We start from the raw sequence: 22,504 nt of genomic DNA, 5'->3' as shown, positions 1-22,504 counted from the left end.
TTTAGCGTAAGCTAGCAGTAAAAATCTTTAGGAGAAAGTTTTTTATCTTTTGGTAAATAGGGCGATTGAAGATTAAGGAAAGAAAAGGTTCCCTTCACGCGAAAAAATACACAATCACAAACAGGGAGGAGGAAAGAAATGTGGATTTAGGTTTTTTAAATAATGGTCTTTCGTTACCGGCTGTGTTTGGGGTAATGCTTCTTTTGGTTGGGGAACTGGTTGCCCTACTGCGGTGGAAAAACTTAATTCAATTATTGATTCTTTCCAGTATTGCGGAAATAGGCTACGTACTTTTAGGATTGGGCACGGGTACTTATGCGGGAACTTCGGGAGCTCTCTTGCATTTGGAATATCAAATTGTAATGAGAGGATTAGTCTTTTTAGCTGCGGCGGCATTTATTTTTCGAGGTCATTCTGCCAGCGTGGAAAAGCTTCAAGGTATAGGTAGGACAATGCCGATTACGGCAACCTTGTTTGGTTTTGGGCTGTTTTCGGTGATGGGTTTATCGCCCTTTAAAGGTTCTATTAGTAAATTTTTAATTATTTACGCTACGATTGAAAGTGGGCATTGGTTGTCGGCGGCAATAGCTACCTTTGGTAGTATCATTGAGGCAGTGTATTTCCTACTGGTTTTTCAAAAGCTGTGCTTTGAAGCTCCGGTCCAGGAAGAGCCCGGTGCCGAAAAAGTCAGGGAAACTTCTCCGGGTTTAATGGCAGTTTTGCTGGTTTTGGGTGTTCTTACCGCTTTAATGGGCTTATTTCCGGAACCTTTCATTCACAGTGCTGAACGTGCTGCCACCGCATTGTTAGGGGGTGTAGGCCCGGACCAATTGCCTGTCTTTGAATCCCCCTGGTCTTCCTTTGTTCTCGTTCCCTATGTGGGTGGATTTATCGTCTATCTTGTAGGCTGTTTTTCCCGGGCCTTACGTAATATCCTGGCGGTTGGCATTACCGGCATAACGGTTTATTTAACCTGGCTTGCCGGTGACTATGATAGTTTATCTAAATTTTTTGCTTTGATTATGGCCTTTATCGGTTTTCTGGTTACCCTGTACTCGGTAGATTATTTTAAAGCTAAACCGTACGCAAACCGTTATTTCTTCTTTTTACTATTAATGTTGGGTACCTTGCTTGGTTTAACCACCAGCAAGGAGCTGGGGAATTTTTATGTCTTCTGGGAATTAATGACCTGGACTTCTTATTTTTTGGTTATTCAAGAGCAAACTCAAAAAGCTCTGCGCGCCGGTTTTAAATATTTTATTATGTGTACCTCCGGAGCGTATATTATGCTTTTGGCAATTTTAACCTTGCATGTAAAACTTGGGTCCTTAGATCTGACGACAATTTCGGCAAATTTACGGGTCTTATCTCCAGGTTTTATGTTGGCAGTTTTAGGAATGTTTATTATTGGCTTTGGGGTTAAAGCAGGGTTGGTGCCGCTGCATAGCTGGTTGCCGGATGCTCACCCGGTAGCGCCTTCTTCGATTTCGGCGCCCATGTCAGGGATTTTGACCAAAACCGGTATTTACGGACTTATACGGATTCTCTTGGTTGTTTTTGGTGTAAGCTTATTAACTAAGTTGGGCACTACCGGTCAATTTTCCACCATTGGGTTTATAATCTCCCTGCTTGGGGTGCTTACCCTTTTGTACGGCGAAATTATGGCCCTTTTGCAGACCGACGTTAAGAAAATGCTGGCCTATTCAACGATGGCTCAGGTAGGGGAGATAGTAATTACTCTGGGAATAGGGACTTATTTGAGTATCATCGGTGCCCTTTACCATATTTTAAATCATGCTATTATGAAAAACCTGTTATTCCTGGCTGTAGGAGCTTTAATCTTACGCTTAAAAAGTCAGGAAATTGCTAAGCTCAAAGGTATTGGCCGGGTAATGCCGGTAACGTCTTTATGTTTTAGTATCGGGATTTTAGCCATAATGGGTTTGCCACCGTTTAACGGCTTTATCAGTAAATTTTTAATGCTTTACGCGCTTGTCCAATCTGGCCATCTGGTACTGGCAGGTTTAATCCTTTTAGGCAGTATCATTGGTGGTTTTTATTATCTGAAGCTTATAAGGATTATTTTCTTTGAAAAGTATGAAGGTCCTGCCCTGTCGGAAGTACCGATTACAATGTTGATACCAATTGGGATTTTAACGGGTTTGTCCATTTTTAATGGCGTATATCCGCAGGCAGGTCTGGCATTAATTAAGCCGGTGGCTGATTTGATTGCAGCTAAAGGACATATGGCCGTAACGGCTATTCCTGAAATTACCATCTCCTGGCCAGTAGTTACGCTAATTCCGATGGTGGGTGCTCTCTTTGCTTACTTTTTCGGAAAACGTTCCGCTAAAGTTAGCGGTTGGTTAGCAGTTGTGACTATGGTGGCAACGCTTACCACAGCATTAGCGGCATCTTCTGGCCTGGACATGTTTTCCAGGAGTTTTGCATTTCTTATCGCCTTTATTGGTGTTTTAAATTTACTCTATTCCCTGGGTTACATGGCACATGAACATGCCCAGAATCGTTTTTACCTGTTCTTTATATTAATGATTGGTGGTCTTTTAGGTGTAGCGGTAAGTAAAGACCTCTTTAACTTCTTTGTTTTCTGGGAAATTATGAGCAGCTGGACTTTGTACTTTGTAATTATCCATGAAGAAACCAGCGAGGCCCTGCGGGAAGGGTTCAAGTACTTCATCTTTAATTATGTGGGAGCCAATTTGCTGCTTATGGGACTTCTGGTATTAATAGTTAACGCCGGCACCTTTGAGATGAGTGAGCTGGCCGGGCGTTTAGGTGCCCTGCCCACAGGTCTGGTGGCTTTTGGTTTAATCTTGATGTTGATTGGATTTGCCATGAAAGCTGCCATGTTACCTTTCCGCATCGATTATCAAATGCATCCACCAACGGCCCCAACACCGGTTAGCGGCTATATTTCTTCGGTGCTTTTAAAAAGTGCGCCTTTTGGGATGGTTAAATTATTTTATGTATTTGGCGGCATTGCTCTTATAAGCAAGTTAAGCCAGGTAGGAGAGATGCCGAGCCTCATGTATATCCTTGCCTGGGTGAGCGGATTGACAATTTTAATGGCTGCTGCATTGGCTCTGCTGCAAAGTGGTATGAAACGTCTGCTTATTTATCATACGGTAAGTCAAATGGGTTATATCATCTTAGGAATAAGCCTGGGATCTTCTTTAGGTCTGGCTGGAGGATTATTGCATTTAGTTAACCATATGCTGTTTAAGAACCTGCTTTTCTTGGTTGCCGGTGCCATTATGGTAAAAACCGGTATTGGGGATCTGGATAGGTTAGGAGGAATAGGCCGAAAAATGCCGGTGACTCTCGGGGCATTTGCGATTGGGGCATTTTCTATTGCCGGCATTCCGCCGTTTAATGGATTTACCTCCAAATGGCTAATCTATGAAGCGGCCATGGAAAAAGGATTTGTATTTTTAGCGTTATTATCTTTGTTAGCAAGTGTTTTGACCTTAGCTTCTTTTCTTAAGTTTTTACATTCAGCCTTTTTTGGTCAATTACCAAAGGAGTTAGAGAAAGTAACTGAAGTACCCTGGACGATGCAAATACCTATGGTGATTTTGGCTGTTTTGTGTATAGTTTTTGGGGTTTTCCCGGGAATACCACTTACTACCATTGCAGCTATCGAGAGCTGGTTGGGCCTAACACCGGTTTCGGTTTCGCTCTTTGGGATTAATTCTGGGCTGGGGGCGTGGAACGCCGGAGTTATTGCTGTCCTGTTGACAATAGCCCTTATTGCTGGTGTTAGTATTTACTCGATTGGTAAAGGGAAAATCAGATATACCAAAATCTATACATGCGGGGTAACTGATTTAACGGCCGAAGAAGTGCATGTTAATTCACACAATCTTTATGAATCGCCAAAAGGCTTGATTAAACAGTGCATTAAAGTTTTATACCGGATTACCGGCCTGGGTAAGGGGGTATAATTGTGACGGATATTGGCCATTTAATTTTTAATCTTCTCATCTTTCCTGGAGGCTTGTTTGCTATAGTCCTGGGATTGCTTCTGATGGGAATTGACCGAAAAATTGTTGCCCGCTTCCAGAGGCGGGTTGGCCCCCCTCTATACCAGCCCTTTATTGACCTGGTCAAATTAACCAGGAAGGAGATAATCGTGCCGGAAACTGCGCATCTGCAGGCTTTCAGGTTAGCGCCCTTGCTGGGGTTTGCCGGGATGATTGTAGCAGTGATCTTGATACCTATCGCTGGCGTATACCAGGGTCTTGAATTTTCGGGAGATTTGCTGGTTTTGCTTTATTTGCTGTCATTACCTGCCATTGCCTTGATGATCGGTGGTTCTGCTTCCAGTTCACCCTTTGGAGCTGTAGGTTTTTCCAGAGAAATGGTCATGATGATGTCCTATGAGTTGCCTTTACTGTTAGTACTGTTAACCGTTGCTTTAAAGGTTGGGTTAAAAACCGGGGGTATTGCTACCTTTTCTTTAAGTAAAATTGTCGGGTTTCAACTGGAAAACGGAGCCTTACTTTTTGACTACACCATGTTACCGGCTCTAGTGGCATTTCTGATTTTTATCCCCGGTACAATGGGGGTGGTTCCTTTTGATATTCCTGAAGCAGAAACGGAAATAGTTGAAGGCCCAATCCTGGAATATTCCGGTAGCTGGTTGGCTTTATTTAAGTTGACAAATGCCTTAAAAATGGTTGTGGTACTGGGTTTAGCCGTAGCATTATTTTTTCCCACGCCTTTGGGCGAAAATACCATGCTCAATCTCTTGTGGTATTTTCTAAAATATTTAATCTTACTGGTTATTTCGATAACCATTGTTCGCACCAGTACGGGAAGGATTCGAATTGACCAGGCCTTTAAATTTTATCTAAAGTATCCGACAGCACTGGCGTTAATCAGCCTGGTTTTAACGTTAGTTAAAGGGTAGGGAGGTGTCCGGATGACAAAGCTATTGTCCAAAATCGCCAAAAGATCACCGTGGCTGTATCGAATAAATGCGGGCTCCTGTAATGGCTGTGATGTGGAATTAGCAACCACAGCCTGTATCCCTCGTTATGACGTGGAACGCTTGGGATGTAAATATTGTGGAAGCCCAAAACATGCGGATATTGTTTTAATTACTGGTCCTCTAACTGCCCGGGTTAGGGAAAAGGTTTTGCGCCTTTACGAGGAAATTCCTGATCCCAAGGTGACGGTAGCCATAGGAGTATGTCCCATATCTGGAGGGGTATTTAGAGATAGTTATGCCATTACCGGCCCGATTGATAACTATATTCCGGTAGATGTCAATGTACCGGGCTGTCCTCCCAGGCCACAAGCGATTATTGATGGGATTATTGAAGCTATCAAAATTTGGGAAACCAGGTTGTAAAGGAGAGTTACCCATGGCTTCGTTTTTAAAAATCGCACTGCGTAATTTGTTCAAGGGTCCAACAACCGACCCATATCCCTTTGGTGAAACCTTTGTCCCCAAGGGACTGCGGGGAAAAGCCAAATATAATGCCGCGGCTTGTATTGCCTGCCGGATGTGTGAATACGTTTGTGCCGGAGGAGCTATCCAAATCAGGGAAGTGGCTGATAAAAGTGGACTTGAGTTCATCCTGTGGCATAATACATGTACCTTTTGCGGCCTTTGCGAATATTACTGCCCAACAAAAGCTATTCGCTTAACGGAAGATTATCATACCGCTCACCGGCAAGAGGATAAATACAGATATGTGGAAAAAGGATTCATAAAATATGTAAATTGTGCCGAATGTGGGACACCTATGGTACCAATATCTCCTGAGTTATTGCAGCGAGCTTATCGGCAGGTTAACAGGGAAATTGAAAGGTTAAGACATTTATGTCCTAAATGCCGCCAAAAACGAGCTCTCCGATGAAGAAAGGGAGGAAAGAAGATGGAGCGGAATATTCGGGAGGAATTTTCCAAAAGGCTAACCCGGGCACTGGGCAAGGAATTTTCCTTACGGTGGGAGACCGATTCTAAAGGAGTCATTACTGGTTGGTGTAGACTTCATGATGCACGCCACATAACTAATGTGGCTTTGATTGTGGCAGAGCTGGGAGGTCGGGTAATCACTATCACAGCTTATAAAACAAAAGATGAACAACAAAGAGATAACCATGAAATCGCTTACCATTTTGACCTGGACGGCTGTACCTGTACGGTTACCATTGAGATACCCTGGGATTGCGGTAAAGTTAATTCAATTACTCCGATCCTAAAGAGTGCTGATTGGACGGAACGCGAATTGCAAGAATTATATGGTATACAATTAGTCGGCCATCCAAATCCGAAGAGATTGTTTCTTGATGATAGTATTGATGAAGGGATCATGAATAAATTAATCCCATTATCAGTTGCTATGCAGGGAGCAACGACAAAAACTTTGTGGGAAAAAGTCTTTGCAGCAATTTCAAACGAGGGGGATGCTGAATGAGTACTTATACAATCCCCGTAGGTCCGCTACATGTGGCCCTTGAAGAGCCGATGTATTTCCAGGTACAGGTTGAAGGGGAGACTATTGTTGGCTTAGAAATAACTGCTGGGCATGTGCACCGCGGTTTGGAGTATTTGGCGATGAAGCGCAATATATACCAAAATTTAACTTTGCTTGAGAGACTTTGTTCTTTGTGTTCCAATAACCATCCCTTTACCTATTGTATGGCCCTTGAGAAGATTGCCGGAATCAAGATCCCGGAAAGAGCTGAATATCTAAGGGTTATCGCGGACGAAATAAAGAGAATAGCATCAAACTTGTTTAATATTGCTATGCTGGCTCATATTATTGGTTTTGATTCGTTGTTTATGCATGTCATGGAGGTACGGGAGATAGTCCAGGATACCAAAGAAACTATTTATGGTAATCGGATGGATTTGGCTGCAAATTGCATTGGGGGCGTAAAATACGACCTGTCCGATGAAAAGATTAAGTACCTGATAAAGCAATTGGATAAGCTGAAAAAGCCCTTGGAAGAAATTATTGACATTTATATGAACAATAAATTTGTGCGGGCTCGCACCGAGGGTGTAGGAATTTTACCGAAAGATGAAGCTCTCCGTTATGGCGTGGTTGGTCCTGTTGCCCGTGGGTCAGGGGTAAATAATGATGTACGGGTCAAGAGTCCGTATGCTGCTTATGACAGGCTGAAAGTTAACGTTCCGTTAGAAACCGGGTGTGATGTACGGGCGAGAGCCATTGTTAGGTTACGGGAAATTCAGGAAGCTATCAATATTATTCAACAATGTCTTAAGGATCTGCCGGATGGTCCAACTTGTATAGATTATTTGCCGGAAATACCTGCTGGGGAAGCGGTAGCCAAATCCGAGGCACCGCGGGGAGAATTGATTTATTATCTACGCACCAATGGTTCAGATATTCCGGAGCGCATTAAGTGGCGGGTACCAACTTATATGAACTGGGAAGCGCTTAAGGTTATGATGCCGGGTAATAAAGTGGCTGACATTCCCCTCATTATTAATAGTATTGATCCCTGTATTTCCTGTACCGAAAGATAGCGCAAAAAAGGATGCGAGACCATGCATGAGATGGCGATAGTGGATAGTCTTTTCCAGATTATCAATGCCAAAGTAAAAGAACATCAAATAAAAAAAGTTTTAAAAGTAAAGCTTAAAGTCGGCGAGATGACAGTAGTGGAACCTATGACTTTAACTGCATGTTTTAAAGTTTATGCGCAAAATACTGTTGCTGAGGGTGCAGAGTTGATAATTGAGCGGGTTCCACTTCAGGGAAAGTGCCGGGAGTGTGCCCATGTGTTTAGGGTTTACAATTTCAATTTTCAATGCCCGCAGTGTGAAAGCAGGGCTGTGGACATTGTGGCCGGAAGGGAACTTTATATTGAAAATTTAGAAATAGAAAAGTAGTATCTTTCAAAAAGTCCGCGGACCTTATATTTTGCGGGATTCCTTGTTAGCTTTATCGCGTAAAAAGTTTTGTCTATTTCAAAATTTAATATACATTAATGGAAGGAGGTGAACCATATGGCAACAGCTAAAGAGAATTACTTTATTTACGCCGACCCTCGAAAGTGTTTGGGATGTAAAAATTGTGAGATAGCCTGTGCTTTGGCTCATGCCAATTGTGACTTGACTACGGCTGTAACCAGGGGATTGAAAATAAGGCCAAGGAATTCGGTGGTCCAGGTCGGTGGCATGGTAATGCCTATTCAATGTAGACAATGTGAGGATGCTCCTTGTGCTCATGTCTGTCCGACCGGAGCAATTTACCAGGAAGATAAGTTTGTTAGGATCAATGAGAGTAATTGTATTGGCTGTAAAGTTTGTACCATGGTTTGTCCCTTTGGAGCAATTATTATAGCAAACGAGGAAAACGATGGCGGTAATCGCAGAACCAAAAATGGTAAGGCCAAAAAATGTGATCTTTGCTACAGCAGAAAGCAGGGCAACGATGAAATTTCCTGTGCCTGTGTTGAAGCTTGTCCCACCAAGGCGATAATGCTGGTGGATTACGAAAGCTATCGTAAGAAACTTATTGAGGAAAGAGGCAAAGAACTTGTTAGGGCTTATTCCGGAATTAAAGCTTAAATCGGAAAAATGCGGGGAGTGATTTGATGAGTAATTGGAAAAATTCCGTAGATCCTGCGGTCGATTATTTGTTACCTTTAGCCAAAAAAGCGGGAATTGAAACTACTTGGGACCGTTATGAAGCAATGCAGCCCCAATGTGGTTTCGGAGAACTGGGCGTCTGCTGCCGCATTTGCTGGAAGGGTCCTTGTCGTATCGATCCTTTTGGCAATGGACCCCAGAGAGGGGTTTGTGGGGCTGATGCCCATACCATTGTGGCGCGAAATTTAATCAGAATGATGGCTGCAGGTGCTGCTGCCCATTCTGACCACGGCCGGCACATAGCTTTGACTTTATTAGAAGTTGGCGAAGGACATGCCCCTGCGTACCGGATTAAAGATGAGCAAAAGTTAAGAAATATAGCGGAGAAATTAAACCTGGCACCGGCAGGCAAAGATCTAAGACAAGTAGCAAAAGAAGTGGCTTTAGCTTCTCTGGAAGATTATTCGCGGCAAAAGCGTAGCATACCCTGTAACTGGGCCAAAGCGACCTTGACCGCTGAGAGGGTGGACAAACTGATAGAACTGGGGGTTATGCCCCATAATATTGATGCTGTTATTGCCGAGATTATGCACCGAACTCATGTAGGTTGTGATGCCGATGCGGTTAACCTTTTGCTCGGCGGAATAAAGGGAGCACTTGCTGATTATACCGGTATGTGTTTGTCCACCGAGCTGTCTGATGCCCTGTTTGGTACCCCTGAACCGGTAGTTACTCAGGCCAACCTTGGCGTGCTGAAGGAAGATGCTGTCAACATTGCGGTTCACGGTCATAACCCTTTACTGAGTGAAATTATTTGTGATGTAGCGCTGAAGATGAATGAAGAAGCAAGGAAGGCCGGGGCTAAAGAAGGTATTAACGTAGTGGGTATTTGCTGTACCGGTAATGAGGTGATGATGCGGCGCGGGATTCCTTTAGCTACGAACTATCTGTCTCAGGAGTTGGCCATCATTACCGGTGCGTTAGATGCGATGGTTGTAGACGTGCAGTGCATTATGCCTGCTCTTACCAGTGTAGCTGAGTGTTTCCATACTGAAATAATTACTACAATGGCTGAAAATAAAATCACCGGCGCAACTCATATAGAGTTTCGGGAAGACTCGGCCGTGGAAAGCGCTCAGAAAATCGTAGAACTGGCAATTGAGGCCTTTAAAAAACGGGATAAGCGAAAAGTTAACATTCCTGACTATAAGCAAACAGCCATTGCCGGGTTCAGTGCCGAGGCAATCATGGCGGTTTTAAGCAAGATAGATGCTAAAGACCCGTTAAAGCCATTGATAGATAATATTGTTAATGGCAACATTCAGGGCATTGCCTTGTTTGCCGGTTGTAACAATCCAAGGGCAATTCAAGACAATAACTTTATAACCATTGCTAAAGAGCTTGCTAAAAATAACGTCTTGATGCTGGCAACCGGTTGTGGAGCCGGTACTTTTGCAAAGACCGGTCTAATGACCCAGGAGGCAACCGAGGCTTATGCCGGTGAATCCTTAAAGGCAGTATTAACTGCCATAGGAAAGGCTGCCGGGCTTAATGGGCCTCTACCTTTAGTATTGCATATGGGTTCATGTGTCGATAATAGCAGGGCAGTTAGTGTAGCCGTAGCCATTGCTAACAAGCTCGGAGTGGATTTAGACAAACTACCTCTTGTTGCTTCTGCTCCTGAATTTATGTCGGAGAAGGCAGTAGCCATTGGAACCTGGGCAGTTGCTCTGGGAATACCAACCCATATTGGAATTGTACCGCAAATTATGGGTTCCTCTGTAGTTGTTGAGTTTTTAACTGAAAAAGCCAAAGATTTGCTGGGTGGTTATTTTATCGTAGAAACCAATCCGGAACAGGCTGCTGCTAAACTGGTTGCGGCTATTAAGGAAAGACGCAAGGGGTTGGGTATTTAAATCTTGCAAAAAGGGCAGGATTAGGGCTAAATGGTGATCTTATCCCTGATCCTGCTTTCCGAACCCCCTTTATCAGTTTAAATCCTGGATCCCTTGAAAAAATGAGTATTTTTACTCCGGTTGATGCACAAATTGTACTTACCCACCTACCAGGTGAATTCGTTGGCTTCATCCAGAGGCAAAATATTCTATGGTGATGCAATCCTTAAAACACGCAGTAGTTTTGTAAGCAATATCTGTTGGCCGCAGTTTAATCAAATGCCTCTGGCCGTTTATTTCAAGAAAGTTAAAACCTGCCTGAAGGCGGCAGGTTTTTTATTTTCTTATTTAGTAAAATTATGGTAAAATGTAATTGGGTGATAAGATGAAAAAAACAATACCTGAGAGCTTTAAAATATATTTCTGGGATGTAAATATAGATGACATTGACTTGGAAAAACATAAGCGATTTGTCATCGAGCGGATTTTAAATTACGGAGATCATCAGGCGCTTTTTTGGTTAAAGGAAATCTATGATGAAATTATGATAAAAGAAGCAGTTAAAAAAAGTCGCAATCTTACCCGCAAAACTGCTCGTTTCTGGCAAGCATATTTTAACCTGTCTGAGGAGGAAATGCGGTGTTTTACGAAGTTTTAAATGAAAAGCAATTAAAGGTCTTAGAAAAGATAGTTTTCCAAATGCCCGTTCAAGGTAGTTACCTTGCGGGTGGTACTGCTCTTGCTTTGCAATTAGGACATAGAAAGTCAGAGGATTTGGACTGGTTTTCACCGGTTGAATTTTCTGTTGATGAATTAAGCTCTAAATTAAAGAAAATAGGTAATTTTCAAGTATTAGATTTAAGTAAAGGGACTTTGCATGGGATAGTTGATGGAGTTAGAATAACCTGGCTTTATTTTCCCAATCCTTTGCTGAAAGAGTTGGTAATTGATAAAGACGTAAATAATTTACCTCTGGCCTCTCTTGAAGATATAGGATTAATGAAAATTATCGCTGTCAGCCAGCGAGGGGCAAAAAAGGATTTTATTGATTTGTTTGCCTTAACCCAGAATGGAATAGAAGTTGGTGAACTTTTAAAAAGTTTGCACTTAAAATATCCCGGGGAGAAGTTAAATTATTACCATATAGTTAAAAGCCTTTGTTATTTTGATGATGCCGAAGAAGAACTGATGCCTGAAATGTTATGGAATTATAACTGGGATGAGATAAAAAAGTATTTTTTAGGAAAGCAAAAAGAATTTATTAATGTTTTAAAAAATTTAATAGTGAAAGAAGGGATAGAATATTGAAAAGGGTTTACAAAAATGAGGAAATTATCGTTTACTGGGATTCGGAATTGTGTATTCATTCGGGTAACTGTGTAAGAGCTTTACCGGAGGTTTTTAAACCCCGGGAACGTCCCTGGGTTAAAATTGATGCTGCTTCAGCGGAGGAAATAGCCCGGGCGATAGACCTATGCCCTTCCGGAGCTCTTAAATATGAGTGGGTAAAAAAATAAAAAAAGTTTGTTTGGAACGCAAGCCGTTTTTTTATGCTAAATTATGATAACCACGCTACTTTTCTTTTTTTATAAATGTTATTAATCCTGGAAGGATTGAAATTAAAATTATCGCTATTACTACAAGTGAAAAATTATCTTTAATTACGGGAATATTACCGAAATAATACCCTGCTAAAGTGAAGAGGAACACCCAGAGAAAAGCCCCGATTAAATTGTATATCCAGAACTTCATAAAATTCATCCGGCCTATTCCAGCAACAAAGGGCGCGAAGGTACGAACGATGGGGACGAAGCGGGCCAGGACAATGGTTATTGCTCCATATTTTTCGTAAAACCTCTGGGTTTTTAGCAAGTGCTCTTGTTTTATAAACTTAAGATTTTTTTTATCAAGAACGGCATTACTGAAGAGCCGGGCGATAAAATAGTTTGAAGTGTTACCAAGCACTGCGGCTAAAATGAAAATTACCATTACCAGGTAGAGGTTTAAACTTCCCCGGGCAGCTAAAGCTCCTGCTGCAAAAAGAAGCGAGTCGCCGGGAAGAAAAGGAGTGACCACAAGCCCGGTTTCCAGAAAAACGATAAGAAATAAAATAAAATAGGTTTCGGTACCAAACCGCTGAAGCAGAAGGTCTAAATGTTTATCAAGGTGTAAAATTAAATCCCAGATTGCTTCCATATTATCTCCTTTAATAAGGAATTTTATGTTCTTATTTTAATTTATTTTGTTTAAATAAAAAAGATGTTATTATGCTAAAGGAGAAAGAAGGAGATAATTTGCAACAATTAATAGAGAAGATTATCTTTGAACAGGTGGAGTTAGAAGAGGAAAGTTCTTTTTATTACCGTAAACCGCTAATTGGTTATGCCGAAGCTCAAAATCCCCTTTTTTTGCAATTAAAAGAGGTGGCCAATCCGGCTCATTTACTGCCCGAAGAACTATTGCCCGGGGCAAAAACGGTGGTGGCCATTTTTTTGCCGTATACCCGGGAGATTATTGAAAGTAACAAAAATGGCCTTTATCCATCGGAGCTTTGGGCCAAAGCTTATATTAAAACCAATCGTCTCCTTTGGAAAATAATCCAGAAAATAAAGGAAGAATTAAAAAATTACGGCTTTAAAGCTGAAGGACTCATGCCAACCTACCAGTTTGATAAAAAAGTTTTAAAAGCCGTCTGGTCGCATAAACATGTAGCCTACATTGCAGGTCTTGGTACTTTTGGGATGAACAACCTTTTAATTACTCCCCTGGGTAGTGGCGGCCGCTTCGGGTCTTTTGTCACCGATGCCGTAATTACACCAACTCCTGCTATTGAACCTTACCTTCAGTGCTGGCGTTCTGAGGGCTGTACCTATTGCCGGGATGTTTGCCCGGTAAAGGCGTTAAAAGATGATAATAATGCTTTTGACCGGCAGAAATGCTACGCCTGGTGCGTTAAATGCGGGGAAGCTTTTTCCGATGCCAATCCGGTAGAAATTTGCGGAAAATGTGCCACCGGTCCCTGTGCTTTTATTGATGATAAAAAGAAAAAGGGATAAGATAAAAAGAAGAAGAAAAAGAAAGGAGGCCTTTTCTTGGATCCACGTTTTCTAAAACTTGCCCAGAATTTAATTCACTATTCTACCGCCCTTAAACCCGGGGAGAAGATTTTAATTGAAAACATAGGTCCGGAGCTTCCCCTGACTAAAGCTTTAGTTCGCGAGGCTTATAAGGTTGGGGCCAAACCTTTCGTCCTTTTAAAAAACCAGGAAATTTTACGGGAAATTCTTTTAGAAGCGGATGAAGAAGTTATCAAGATTAATCGGGAAATGGAAAAAGCTTTAATGGAACAAATGGATGCCTATATTGGAATTCGGGCTGGGGATAATATCGCCGAGCTTTCCGATGTTCCCGAGGAAAAAATGCAGGCTTATCAACGGGACTGGTGGCAGCCGGTCCACGGTGAAGTTAGGGTACCCAAAACTAAATGGGTGGTACTGCGTTATCCCAATGCTTCTATGGCCCAGCTTGCCGGAATGAGCAGTGAGGCGTTTACCGACTTTTATTTTGATGTCTGCAACCTTGATTACAGCAAAATGTCCAAAGCGATGGATGCTTTAATTGACTTAATGAACCGGACGGATAAGGTGCGGATAACCGGTCCGGGCACCGACATAACTTTTTCGATAAAAGGCATTCCGGCGGTGAAATGCGATGGCCATCGCAACATTCCCGATGGGGAAGTTTACACTGCACCGGTAAAAGAGTCGGTAAATGGAGTTATTACATATAATACCCCTTCGGTCTATCAGGGCTATACCTTTGAAAATGTGCGTTTGGTGATAAAAGATGGCAGGATAGTTGAAGCAACGGCCAACAACACCGAAAAGCTTAACAAAATCTTAGATACCGATGCGGGAGCAAGATATTTCGGGGAATTTGCGATAGGGGTAAATCCTTACATAACCAAGCCGATGAAAGATACGTTATTTGATGAAAAAATTATGGGAAGCATCCACTTTACTCCCGGTTCCAGTTACGATGAAGCCTTTAACGGCAATAAATCGGCGGTGCACTGGGACCTTGTTTTAATTCAAACTCCGGAATACGGGGGCGGTGAGATTTATTTTGATGGTGTGTTGATTAGAAAAGATGGAGTATTTGTTTTACCGGAACTGGAAGGACTGAATCCTGAAAACTTGAAGTAAAATATCCGAGTAATCCACTTAATTTAATAAATTTCATGATAAAACTGTGACGAATTTAACAGAATTGCCCCTCCTTTATTTTTAAAATTTAAAGTAGCCAGAAGGCGAAAAATTATTGACAGGAGGGGTTTATTGATGTTCTGTTACCAGTGCGAGCAAACTGCCCAGGGGAAAGGCTGTGTTGGACCGGTTGGAGTTTGCGGAAAAAACGAAGATCTTGCCGCTCTTCAGGACTTACTTATCTTTGGCTTAAAAGGTATTGCTGCTTATGCTTACCATGCCCGGGAACTTGGTGCTCATGATCCGGAAGTAGATGCCTTTATGCATGAAGCTCTCTTTACTACCCTGACCAACGTAGATTTTGATCTTGACCACCATCTGCAAATGGTGTTAAAAGCCGGAGAAATGAACCTCAAAATTATGGAGCTTCTGGATAAAGCTCATACTGAAAAGTTTGGCAACCCTGTGCCGACAAAAGTTTACACGGGTATCAAAAAAGGTCCGGCTATCCTGGTTACCGGCCACGACCTTTTAGACTTGTATGAGCTTTTAAAGCAAACCGAAGGTACCGGAATTAATGTTTACACCCATGGGGAGATGCTCCCGGCCCATGCTTATCCCGAGTTAAAGAAATTCCCCCACTTGGTGGGTAATTACGGTACCGCCTGGCAGAACCAGAAGAAAGAGTTTGAAGAATTCCCGGGAGTAATTCTCGGTACTACCAACTGCGTTTTAATTCCCAAGGATTCTTATAAGGACCGGATGTTTACCTGCGGGGTAGCTCATCTGCCCGGAGTAAAACATATCGCCAATCGCGACTTCTCCGAAGTTATCAAGAAAGCTTTAGAACTTCCTCCGGCGGAAGAGAAAGAAGGAGGCTACATTACTACCGGCTTCCACCACACCGCAGTATTAAGCTTGGCCGATACGATAATTGAAGGGGTTAAGTCCGGCAAGATCAAGCACTTCTTCTTAATTGGCGGTTGCGATGGTGCAAAGACCACCCGGAACTACTACAACGAAATTGCCGATAAAGTACCCAAAGACTCCATTATCCTGACCTTGGCTTGCGGTAAGTACCGTTTCATCCACAAAGACTTTGGTGAAATCGAAGGTACCGGTATTCCGCGGCTTCTCGATATCGGGCAGTGCAATAACTCCTACTCGGCAGTAAAAATTGCCCTGGCCTTAGCCGAAGCCTTCAAGGTTGGAGTAAACGATCTGCCGCTTAGTCTGATTCTGTCCTGGTTTGAACAAAAAGCGGTGGCCATCCTCTTATCCCTCCTCTACCTTGGAGTCAAGAATATTCGGATTGGCCCGACCGCTCCCGCGTTCCTGACACCTAATTTACTGGCCATCTTAAACGAAAAGTTTGGATTACAGCTTATCACAACTCCCGACGAAGACTTAAAAGCTATCCTTGGTTAAGAGAAAAAACTCCGGCGGCTTGTGCCGGGGTTTTTTCTTTTTTAAAATTGTAGTAAAATTATGCTAAATCCTTATAAAATGAAGGGAAAAATATGACCAGGAATTTTCTTTTGGAAGAGACTATTAATATTGAAGTAAAATATATAAAATTTTCCCGGGAAAATTTTATTATTGCCGGAGCCAAGATTTTAGAAGGCGAACGGCAGGGGGAAATTATTGATATTTTAGGGGAAATAATTAACTGCCGGGTAGGCGAACGGTACCGGGTTTCGGGAAAGTTTGTCAATAACCCCAATTACGGCTTGCAGTTTCAGGTTAAATACTACGAAAAGGAAAGACCAAATTCCCCGGAACAGTTAATCTCATACCTGTCTAACTTGGGGGTTAAGGGAATTGGGGAAAAAACGGCAGCGAAAATTGTTGAAAGATTTGGCATGGACTCCCTGACCGTTATCCTAAAAGATTTTTCCCAGTTGACAAAAATAAAAGGCATTTCCTTTGAAAAAGCGGAAAGCCTGTACCAGAAACTAAAAGAAGAGTATCTTTTTGAGGAAGCTTTTAATTTATTAGCCCCGCTGAACTTGGAACCGCATCAAATTAAAACCCTGCTCAAATTTTACCGGGAAGGATTAATAGAGCACTTAAAAGAGAACCCTTACAACCCCATTCATGAACTTTACGGTTTTGCTTTTGCACCCTTTGATAAGCTGGCAAGGGATTGGCATTTTCCCCCAAACCACCTCTACCGGATGAAAGCTTCTATCGTTTATGTGTTAAAGGAAGCTCTGGAGCAGGGACATGTTTATTTACCTCTGGTAGAAGTGTATAACAAAGGTCTGGCTCTTCTGGGGGAAGGGTTTGGGCCTGAGACCCTCGACGAGGGACTTTCCGTACTTTTAAGAACCGGAGAAGTGTGCCTGGAAAGGGACCGGCTTTATTTAAAAAAGCTTTATGATGCGGAAAAAACGGTGGCGCGGAAAGTAGCCTTTCTTTTAACTATTACCGATAAAAAAATTAATATAAAGAAGCCTCTGAACGAGGTAGAAAAAAAACTGGGAATTTCTTACGACCCATTACAAAAGGAAGCTTTATCGTTAATGTTTGCCGAGAAAAAACTTTTTGTTTTAACCGGGGGGCCGGGTACCGGAAAAACCACGGTAATCAAAGGATTTATTGAGCTGTACCAGAGGTTTTTTCCTAAAAACAAAATTGCTCTGGCGGCACCTACCGGTCGCGCGGCGAAAAGGCTTTCCGAGAGCACCGGCATGCCGGCGGCGACAATTCACCGTCTCTTAGAACCGGAGGGGGAAACCCGTTCGGGAGAACTGCTTTTTCGTTATAACAAATACGAGCCTTTACCCTACGATTTAATAATAATTGATGAAGTTTCCATGCTTGATTTACCTTTGGCTGCTGCTTTATTTGAGGCCATAACTCCGGAATGCCGGCTGGTACTGGTGGGAGATCCCAATCAGCTGCCTCCGGTGGGTCCCGGGCAATTGTTGAAAGATTTGTTAGCGGTGGAAGAAATTCCGCGCATCAGCCTGAAAACGGTTTTTCGTCAGGGAGAAGATGCAGGGATTATCGAGGTTGCCCACCGGGTTTTAACCGGGGATTGGTTTGAGCTTGAGCGGCTACTTGGGGAAAGAATGTTGGAGGATGTGTTTTTTCTTCCGGCTAAAGATACGGAAAATATTACCAATCTTCTTTTAAAAGTGGTTAAAAAGCTCTGGGAAAATTACGGGTATTCTCCGGAAGATATTGCGGTTTTATCCCCGATGCGGAAGGGCGCTTTGGGGGTAGAAAATTTAAATGTTTTACTGCAAAAACTGTTTAACGGCTTTGAAACACAGGAAGTAAAATTTTTCGGTACTTCTTTTAAAGTGAACGATAAGGTCATGCAGATAAAAAACAATTACGAACGGGGAGAAGATGGGGTATTTAACGGCGAAACCGGGTTTATCAAAAAAATTATTAAATCCGGGGATGAAGAAGAAATCATTGTTTCTTTTGACGGCAAAAACATAAAATACCGGAAAACGGATTTAGAAGAGCTGACGTTGTCTTATGCTACCACCGTTCATAAAGCTCAGGGAATGGAATATCCGGTGGTTGTTCTTGTTTTACATAATTACCATTATCCTCTACTTAAGAGAAATCTTCTTTATACTGCGGTAACCAGGGCCAAGAAAATGCTTATTGTCATCGGTACTACCTGGGCTTTACGGCAGGCGGTGGAAAATATTAAGGAAGAAACCAGGTATTCTTCTTTGCCGGAAAGACTCGGAGGAGTTTTTAAAAAGGGTGATCTGGTTGAGCGGGAAGGTTAAAGTTTTACAGGTAATGCGGCCATCGGCGGGGGGAATTAAAAAGCATATTTTTTCCCTGCTGCAAAAGAAAAGTGGTGATTTTATTTTTGGCTTTGCCGGCGAGTTAACCGAAGCTGAGCAAAAAACCTTAAAAGATCTGGGAGTAACCTACTATTCCGTAGCAATTCCTGCAGGAATTTCCTTAAAAGGGGATTTAAAAGCCTGCTATTCCCTTTACCGCATTATTAAAAAAGAAGGGTACCGGATAGTTCACTGCCATGGTTTTAAGGCGGCACTGCCGGGAAGAATGGCTGCTTTTTTGGCAGGGGTGCCGGTGGTTTATACCGTTCATAACTCCATCTGGCATGAAAATGTAGCGACTTTTAAAAGAATTATTGCCTCGCTCATTGAGCGGTTTTTAACTAAATTTTATACCCATAAAGTAATTGCGGTCAGTGAAAATTTAAAGAAAGAATTAATCTTAAGACATGGGGTTTTTGCTGAAAAAATTACTGTGATTCCTAACGGGGTAGAGATTCCGGAGGAGGTAAAAACAATTCCCCACCAGCCGGTGGTAATAGGTACGTTAGCCCGTTTTGCCCCGCAAAAGGGTTTAAATTATCTTTTAGAAGCCTTAGCCCTTCTCAGTAACAGGGGAGTGAAATTTCGAGCGATTATTGGCGGTGATGGCCCTTTAAAAGATGAATTGAAAGAGTTAGCAAAAGAGCTGGGGATTGAAAGCCTGGTTACCTTTCCCGGATACATTCCAAATCCCGCCGAATTTTACCGGGAAATTGATATTTTTGTTTTACCGTCCCTTTCCGAAGGACTACCCTTATCCCTTCTCGAAGCAATGAGCTGGAAATTAGCCGTAATTGCCACAAACGTAGGGGGAATTCCGGAAATCATTAATTCCGGGGAAAATGGTTTACTGGTTCCTTCCAGGGATGCTACAGCCTTAACTGAAGCCCTTTATACGTTAATTTTCAATGAAAGTTTGCGTTTAAGTCTTGGAGAAAGGGCTTATATCACCGTAAGGGAGAAATACAACGTAGCTTATATGGTCCGGAGAAACGAGGAGATTTACAGGGGGTTACTTAAATGAGAAAAAAGCTATTTTACGTAGTTTTAATGGTTATAACGGCAGCAGTACTTTGTTCTTCTTCTACCTTTGCCGGATCTCCCGGAAAATTGGTGTTAATTTCCCTGGATGGATTATCCTTTGAGGAATTAACGGAGCTTGGCCGGAATCCAAATTTTGAGCGGGTTTTTAAGGAAGGTAGTTTAGCCTTAATGAATAATAATACCGGTGGTGGTCTGAATAGCGTAAATGCTTATCTTACCATCGGTAGCGGTGCCCACCTTCGCGGTGGAGAAACAGGTAGACTTGCGTTTAATTACGGAGAAGAGTACGAAGGCCAGGAAGGGTTTTTTTTATATCGTACCTTCTTTAGGAAGGAACCCTCCGGGGAAGCGGTTGTTAACTTAGGTGCGGTGGAAGCGGAACGGGAAAGCCGCTCGTTAAAATACTCGTTTAAGATTGGCTTAATAGGTGAAGAGTTAAAAAAACGGGGAATAAAAACGCTGGTAGTGGGGAATGCCGATGCCGGGAAAGAGTATTTCCGGGAAATTACCCTTTTGACCATGGATAAAACCGGTGTTACTCCTTTGGGATTGGTAAACCGGGAAGTATTAAAAAAGGACCCGGATTTTCCCGGAGGTTTTAGAAGTGATTATGAAAAGATTTATGCTTTTGTAAGGGACAATTGGCAGAGTTCGGATTTGGTGGTCATAGAAACAGGGGATCTTGCCCGAATTGATTATTTTAAAAACTTACTTTTTGACCGGGAAATAAAACGCCAGAAAACGAAGGTTTTTCAGGAAGTCGATGCTTTTTTAGGAAAAATGCTTTTAAAGTTAAATCCTAAAAAAGATACCCTTATTATTTTTACTCCCTATCCCAGCAGGGATATGCTGGTAAAGAAAGATTACCTGGGCTTTGCGGTGGCCTGGGGCCGGGGGTTTGGTCCCGGGTTACTTACCTCCGGCACCACAAAAAGACCCGGTTTAATTACCAATATGGATCTTACCGCTACTATCTTGACTTTTTATGGTATTGAGCCACCGGTAGAGGTTTTTGGCCGTTCGGTGCAGGGAATTAGCAGGGCAAATGCGTTAAATTACCTGAAAGATTATCATAACCAGATCTTAATTACTTACAATTTACGGCCGCCTTTAGTTAAAAGTTATATTACCGTTTTAATTCTTACGCTAATATACGGACTTTTTGGCCTGTATTACAAAAAAGTTAAAGGACTGGAGCTTGCCTTTTTGTTTTTATTTACGGTACCTTTAACGTTTTTATGGCTTTCCTTTTTTTACACCAGTAACCTTATTTTAAACTTTTTAATTGCGGTGCTTTTAAATTTAACTTTGGTGGTACTGGCAAAAATTCTAAATAAACTTCTGGGAATAGATAGCTTTGCGGTTATCGGAATAATTACCTTTGTTTCGTTGATTTTTGACCTTTTAAATCACCAGGAGTTAATCCGCCGCTCGGTTCTCGGTTACGACCCGATGGCCGGCGCCAGGTATTACGGGATTGGCAACGAGTATATGGGGGTTTTGGTAGGGGTTACTTTATACTTAGCAAGCTATTTTGGTACGCGTTTTAAGAAGAAAGCTTACGTTTTATATCCGCTTGCTTTTATTGCCGTTTATTTACTTATTTCCTCTCCCTCTTTTGGAGCAAACTTTGGGGGAGCTTTAACGGCGTTGTTTGGTTTTACCGTTTTTCTGGCGTTATTTTTAAACATCCGTTTTAACGTACGAAACGTGTTGATATTATTAGGAGCGGTAATGGCAGGTTTAATTGCGGTTTATACCTATGATGCATTTTTAAGCGCTAAAGCTCAGTCCCACGTGGCAAGGGCTATACAGGAAGTAAGGGCAGGTGGTCTTTCGGTTTTAGCGGGGATTATAATTCGCAAGGTAGGGATGAATATTAAACTTATTAAATACACTATCTGGAGCAGGGTATTTTTAACGAGCTTACTGGCTTTAGCGTTTTCGTTTTACCGACCTCCCGGTTATATGAACAGAATAAAAACGGAAATGCCGGTGTTTTACAAAGGGTTGGTGGCAATTTTAGTGGCAAGTGTTGCTGCTCTTATTTTTAATGATTCGGGTATTGTGGCGGCAGCTACTACTATGAATTACAGCGTTTTGCCGCTTTTATATCAAGTATTATTATTTGTACGGGAGGGAGAAAAATGATTTTAGGTAGAGCCTTAATAGCGGGGCAGGGTAAGTACGTGAAAATTAATGATGATAAGGTAGAAATTTTAAATGGGGACATTTTCGGCGAGATTAATTCCAGTGGAAAGATACTTTCGCTTACTGAGGTCAAATTACTACCTCCGGTATTACCGTCGAAAATTATCTGCGTAGGTTTAAACTACCGGGACCACATTGACGAATTTAAACACCAGTTGCCGGACGAACCGGTAATTTTTCTGAAGCCGCCTACCGCGGTAATTGGTCCTTTGGACGTAATAATATTACCTCAAGAGAGTCGGCGGGTGGACTATGAAGGGGAACTGGCTGTGGTGATTAAAAAGGAAGGGCGGAATGTTAAGGAGGAAGAGGCAAGGAATTTTATCTTGGGTTATACCTGTGCCAATGATGTTACCGCCCGGGACTTACAGCGGAAGGATGGACAGTGGACGCGGGGAAAATCGTTCGATACTTTTTGTCCCCTTGGACCGTGGATTGTTACCGAAATTGAGCCCGACAACCTTGGGATAGAAACTTATTTAAATGGGGAACTTCGGCAAAAGAGTAATACTTCTAAAATGCTGTTTCATCCCTATTTTTTGGTAAGTTTTATTTCTAAAATCATGACTTTAAAGCCCGGAGATGTAATTTTAACGGGAACCCCCAGCGGTGTTGGTAAACTTACTCATGGAGACATGGTTGAGGTAAAGATTTCGGGCATTGGAAGCCTAAGAAATTTTGTGAAAGCATAGAAAAAGCCATGAAATCTTAAAAATTTTTAAGGATAATAAAGAA

The 22,504-nt window shown here is 42.2% G+C and carries 20 protein-coding genes; 19 read left to right on the top strand and 1 reads right to left on the bottom strand.

Translation table 11 applies throughout. The features are described 5' to 3' along the window. Positions 1-140 precede the first annotated feature (140 nt). The 12 genes from ciss_RS06750 to ciss_RS06695 all read left to right on the top strand — a co-directional run bounded on the left by ciss_RS06750 (position 141) and on the right by ciss_RS06695 (position 12,008). Entirely contained in the window at positions 141-3,965 is a 3,825-nt protein-coding gene (locus ciss_RS06750) for a proton-conducting transporter transmembrane domain-containing protein (RefSeq protein ID WP_077177490.1), read from the top strand. Between the two features lie 2 nt (positions 3,966-3,967). After that, positions 3,968-4,933, top strand: a complete 966-nt coding sequence (locus ciss_RS06745) for a respiratory chain complex I subunit 1 family protein (RefSeq protein ID WP_075865524.1) — start codon at positions 3,968-3,970, stop codon at positions 4,931-4,933. Between the two features lie 12 nt (positions 4,934-4,945). Beyond that, on the top strand, positions 4,946-5,377 hold the full coding sequence (locus tag ciss_RS06740) for an NADH-quinone oxidoreductase subunit B family protein (protein WP_075865523.1): 432 nt from the start codon (positions 4,946-4,948) through the stop codon (positions 5,375-5,377). 13 nt (positions 5,378-5,390) lie between these two features. Further along, positions 5,391-5,888 carry a 4Fe-4S dicluster domain-containing protein gene (locus tag ciss_RS06735; RefSeq protein WP_075865522.1) on the top strand — a complete coding sequence of 166 codons (498 nt, stop codon included), beginning with the start codon at positions 5,391-5,393 and terminating at the stop codon, positions 5,886-5,888. Positions 5,889-5,906: 18 nt separating this feature from the next. Then, positions 5,907-6,449, top strand: coding sequence for an NADH-quinone oxidoreductase subunit C (locus ciss_RS06730; protein ID WP_075865521.1), 543 nt, complete (start codon positions 5,907-5,909; stop codon positions 6,447-6,449). Next, positions 6,446-7,528 (top strand): hydrogenase large subunit, encoded by a 1,083-nt coding sequence (locus ciss_RS06725; RefSeq protein WP_075865520.1) that lies wholly within the window; start codon positions 6,446-6,448, stop codon positions 7,526-7,528. The genes ciss_RS06730 and ciss_RS06725 overlap by 4 nt, the downstream gene beginning before the upstream one ends. Before the next feature lie 21 nt (positions 7,529-7,549). Continuing rightward, positions 7,550-7,894 (top strand): hydrogenase maturation nickel metallochaperone HypA, encoded by a 345-nt coding sequence (gene hypA, locus ciss_RS06720; RefSeq protein ID WP_075865519.1) that lies wholly within the window; start codon positions 7,550-7,552, stop codon positions 7,892-7,894. Positions 7,895-8,011: 117 nt separating this feature from the next. Beyond that, positions 8,012-8,575 (top strand): 4Fe-4S dicluster domain-containing protein, encoded by a 564-nt coding sequence (locus ciss_RS06715; RefSeq protein ID WP_075865518.1) that lies wholly within the window; start codon positions 8,012-8,014, stop codon positions 8,573-8,575. 26 nt (positions 8,576-8,601) lie between these two features. Continuing rightward, entirely contained in the window at positions 8,602-10,512 is a 1,911-nt protein-coding gene (gene cooS / locus ciss_RS06710) for an anaerobic carbon-monoxide dehydrogenase catalytic subunit (RefSeq protein WP_075865517.1), read from the top strand. A gap of 364 nt (positions 10,513-10,876) precedes the next feature. Next, positions 10,877-11,149, top strand: coding sequence for a DUF6922 domain-containing protein (locus tag ciss_RS06705; RefSeq protein WP_075865516.1), 273 nt, complete (start codon positions 10,877-10,879; stop codon positions 11,147-11,149). Next, positions 11,131-11,799: a nucleotidyl transferase AbiEii/AbiGii toxin family protein gene (locus ciss_RS06700; protein ID WP_075865515.1), complete on the top strand. Its 669-nt coding sequence runs from the start codon at positions 11,131-11,133 to the stop codon at positions 11,797-11,799. Before ciss_RS06705 ends, ciss_RS06700 begins: the two co-directional genes overlap by 19 nt. Further along, positions 11,796-12,008 (top strand): (4Fe-4S)-binding protein, encoded by a 213-nt coding sequence (locus ciss_RS06695; RefSeq protein ID WP_201787775.1) that lies wholly within the window; start codon positions 11,796-11,798, stop codon positions 12,006-12,008. The genes ciss_RS06700 and ciss_RS06695 overlap by 4 nt, the downstream gene beginning before the upstream one ends. A 55-nt stretch (positions 12,009-12,063) precedes the next feature. On the opposite strand, the gene ciss_RS06690 is transcribed toward ciss_RS06695, so the two are convergent. Further along, entirely contained in the window at positions 12,064-12,687 is a 624-nt protein-coding gene (locus ciss_RS06690) for a DedA family protein (protein ID WP_075865513.1), read from the bottom strand. Positions 12,688-12,758: 71 nt separating this feature from the next. Between ciss_RS06690 and ciss_RS06685 the strand changes: the two genes are divergently transcribed. From ciss_RS06685 to ciss_RS06655, 7 genes are all read left to right on the top strand, one after another. Beyond that, positions 12,759-13,547 (top strand): epoxyqueuosine reductase, encoded by a 789-nt coding sequence (locus tag ciss_RS06685; RefSeq protein ID WP_077177489.1) that lies wholly within the window; start codon positions 12,759-12,761, stop codon positions 13,545-13,547. Positions 13,548-13,583: 36 nt separating this feature from the next. Beyond that, positions 13,584-14,696, top strand: a complete 1,113-nt coding sequence (locus ciss_RS06680) for an aminopeptidase (RefSeq protein ID WP_075865512.1) — start codon at positions 13,584-13,586, stop codon at positions 14,694-14,696. A 135-nt stretch (positions 14,697-14,831) separates the two neighbouring features. Continuing rightward, a complete protein-coding gene (gene hcp, locus ciss_RS06675; protein ID WP_075865511.1) occupies positions 14,832-16,124 on the top strand; it encodes a hydroxylamine reductase in 1,293 nt (430 codons plus the stop codon). Between the two features lie 92 nt (positions 16,125-16,216). Further along, positions 16,217-18,454, top strand: coding sequence for an SF1B family DNA helicase RecD2 (recD2, locus tag ciss_RS06670; RefSeq protein ID WP_075865510.1), 2,238 nt, complete (start codon positions 16,217-16,219; stop codon positions 18,452-18,454). Further along, positions 18,438-19,538 carry a glycosyltransferase family 4 protein gene (locus tag ciss_RS06665; protein WP_077177488.1) on the top strand — a complete coding sequence of 367 codons (1,101 nt, stop codon included), beginning with the start codon at positions 18,438-18,440 and terminating at the stop codon, positions 19,536-19,538. The genes recD2 and ciss_RS06665 overlap by 17 nt, the downstream gene beginning before the upstream one ends. Beyond that, positions 19,535-21,709: an alkaline phosphatase family protein gene (locus tag ciss_RS06660; RefSeq protein WP_075865509.1), complete on the top strand. Its 2,175-nt coding sequence runs from the start codon at positions 19,535-19,537 to the stop codon at positions 21,707-21,709. The genes ciss_RS06665 and ciss_RS06660 overlap by 4 nt, the downstream gene beginning before the upstream one ends. After that, positions 21,706-22,461 (top strand): fumarylacetoacetate hydrolase family protein, encoded by a 756-nt coding sequence (locus ciss_RS06655; RefSeq protein WP_075865508.1) that lies wholly within the window; start codon positions 21,706-21,708, stop codon positions 22,459-22,461. Before ciss_RS06660 ends, ciss_RS06655 begins: the two co-directional genes overlap by 4 nt. Positions 22,462-22,504 lie beyond the last annotated feature (43 nt).

This window comes from Carboxydothermus islandicus (genome assembly GCF_001950325.1).
GTDB classification, from domain to species: domain Bacteria; phylum Bacillota; class Z-2901; order Carboxydothermales; family Carboxydothermaceae; genus Carboxydothermus; species Carboxydothermus islandicus.
The sequence above is the reverse complement of the archived record's forward strand: the minus strand, read 5'-3'. Positions and strand labels throughout refer to the sequence as shown.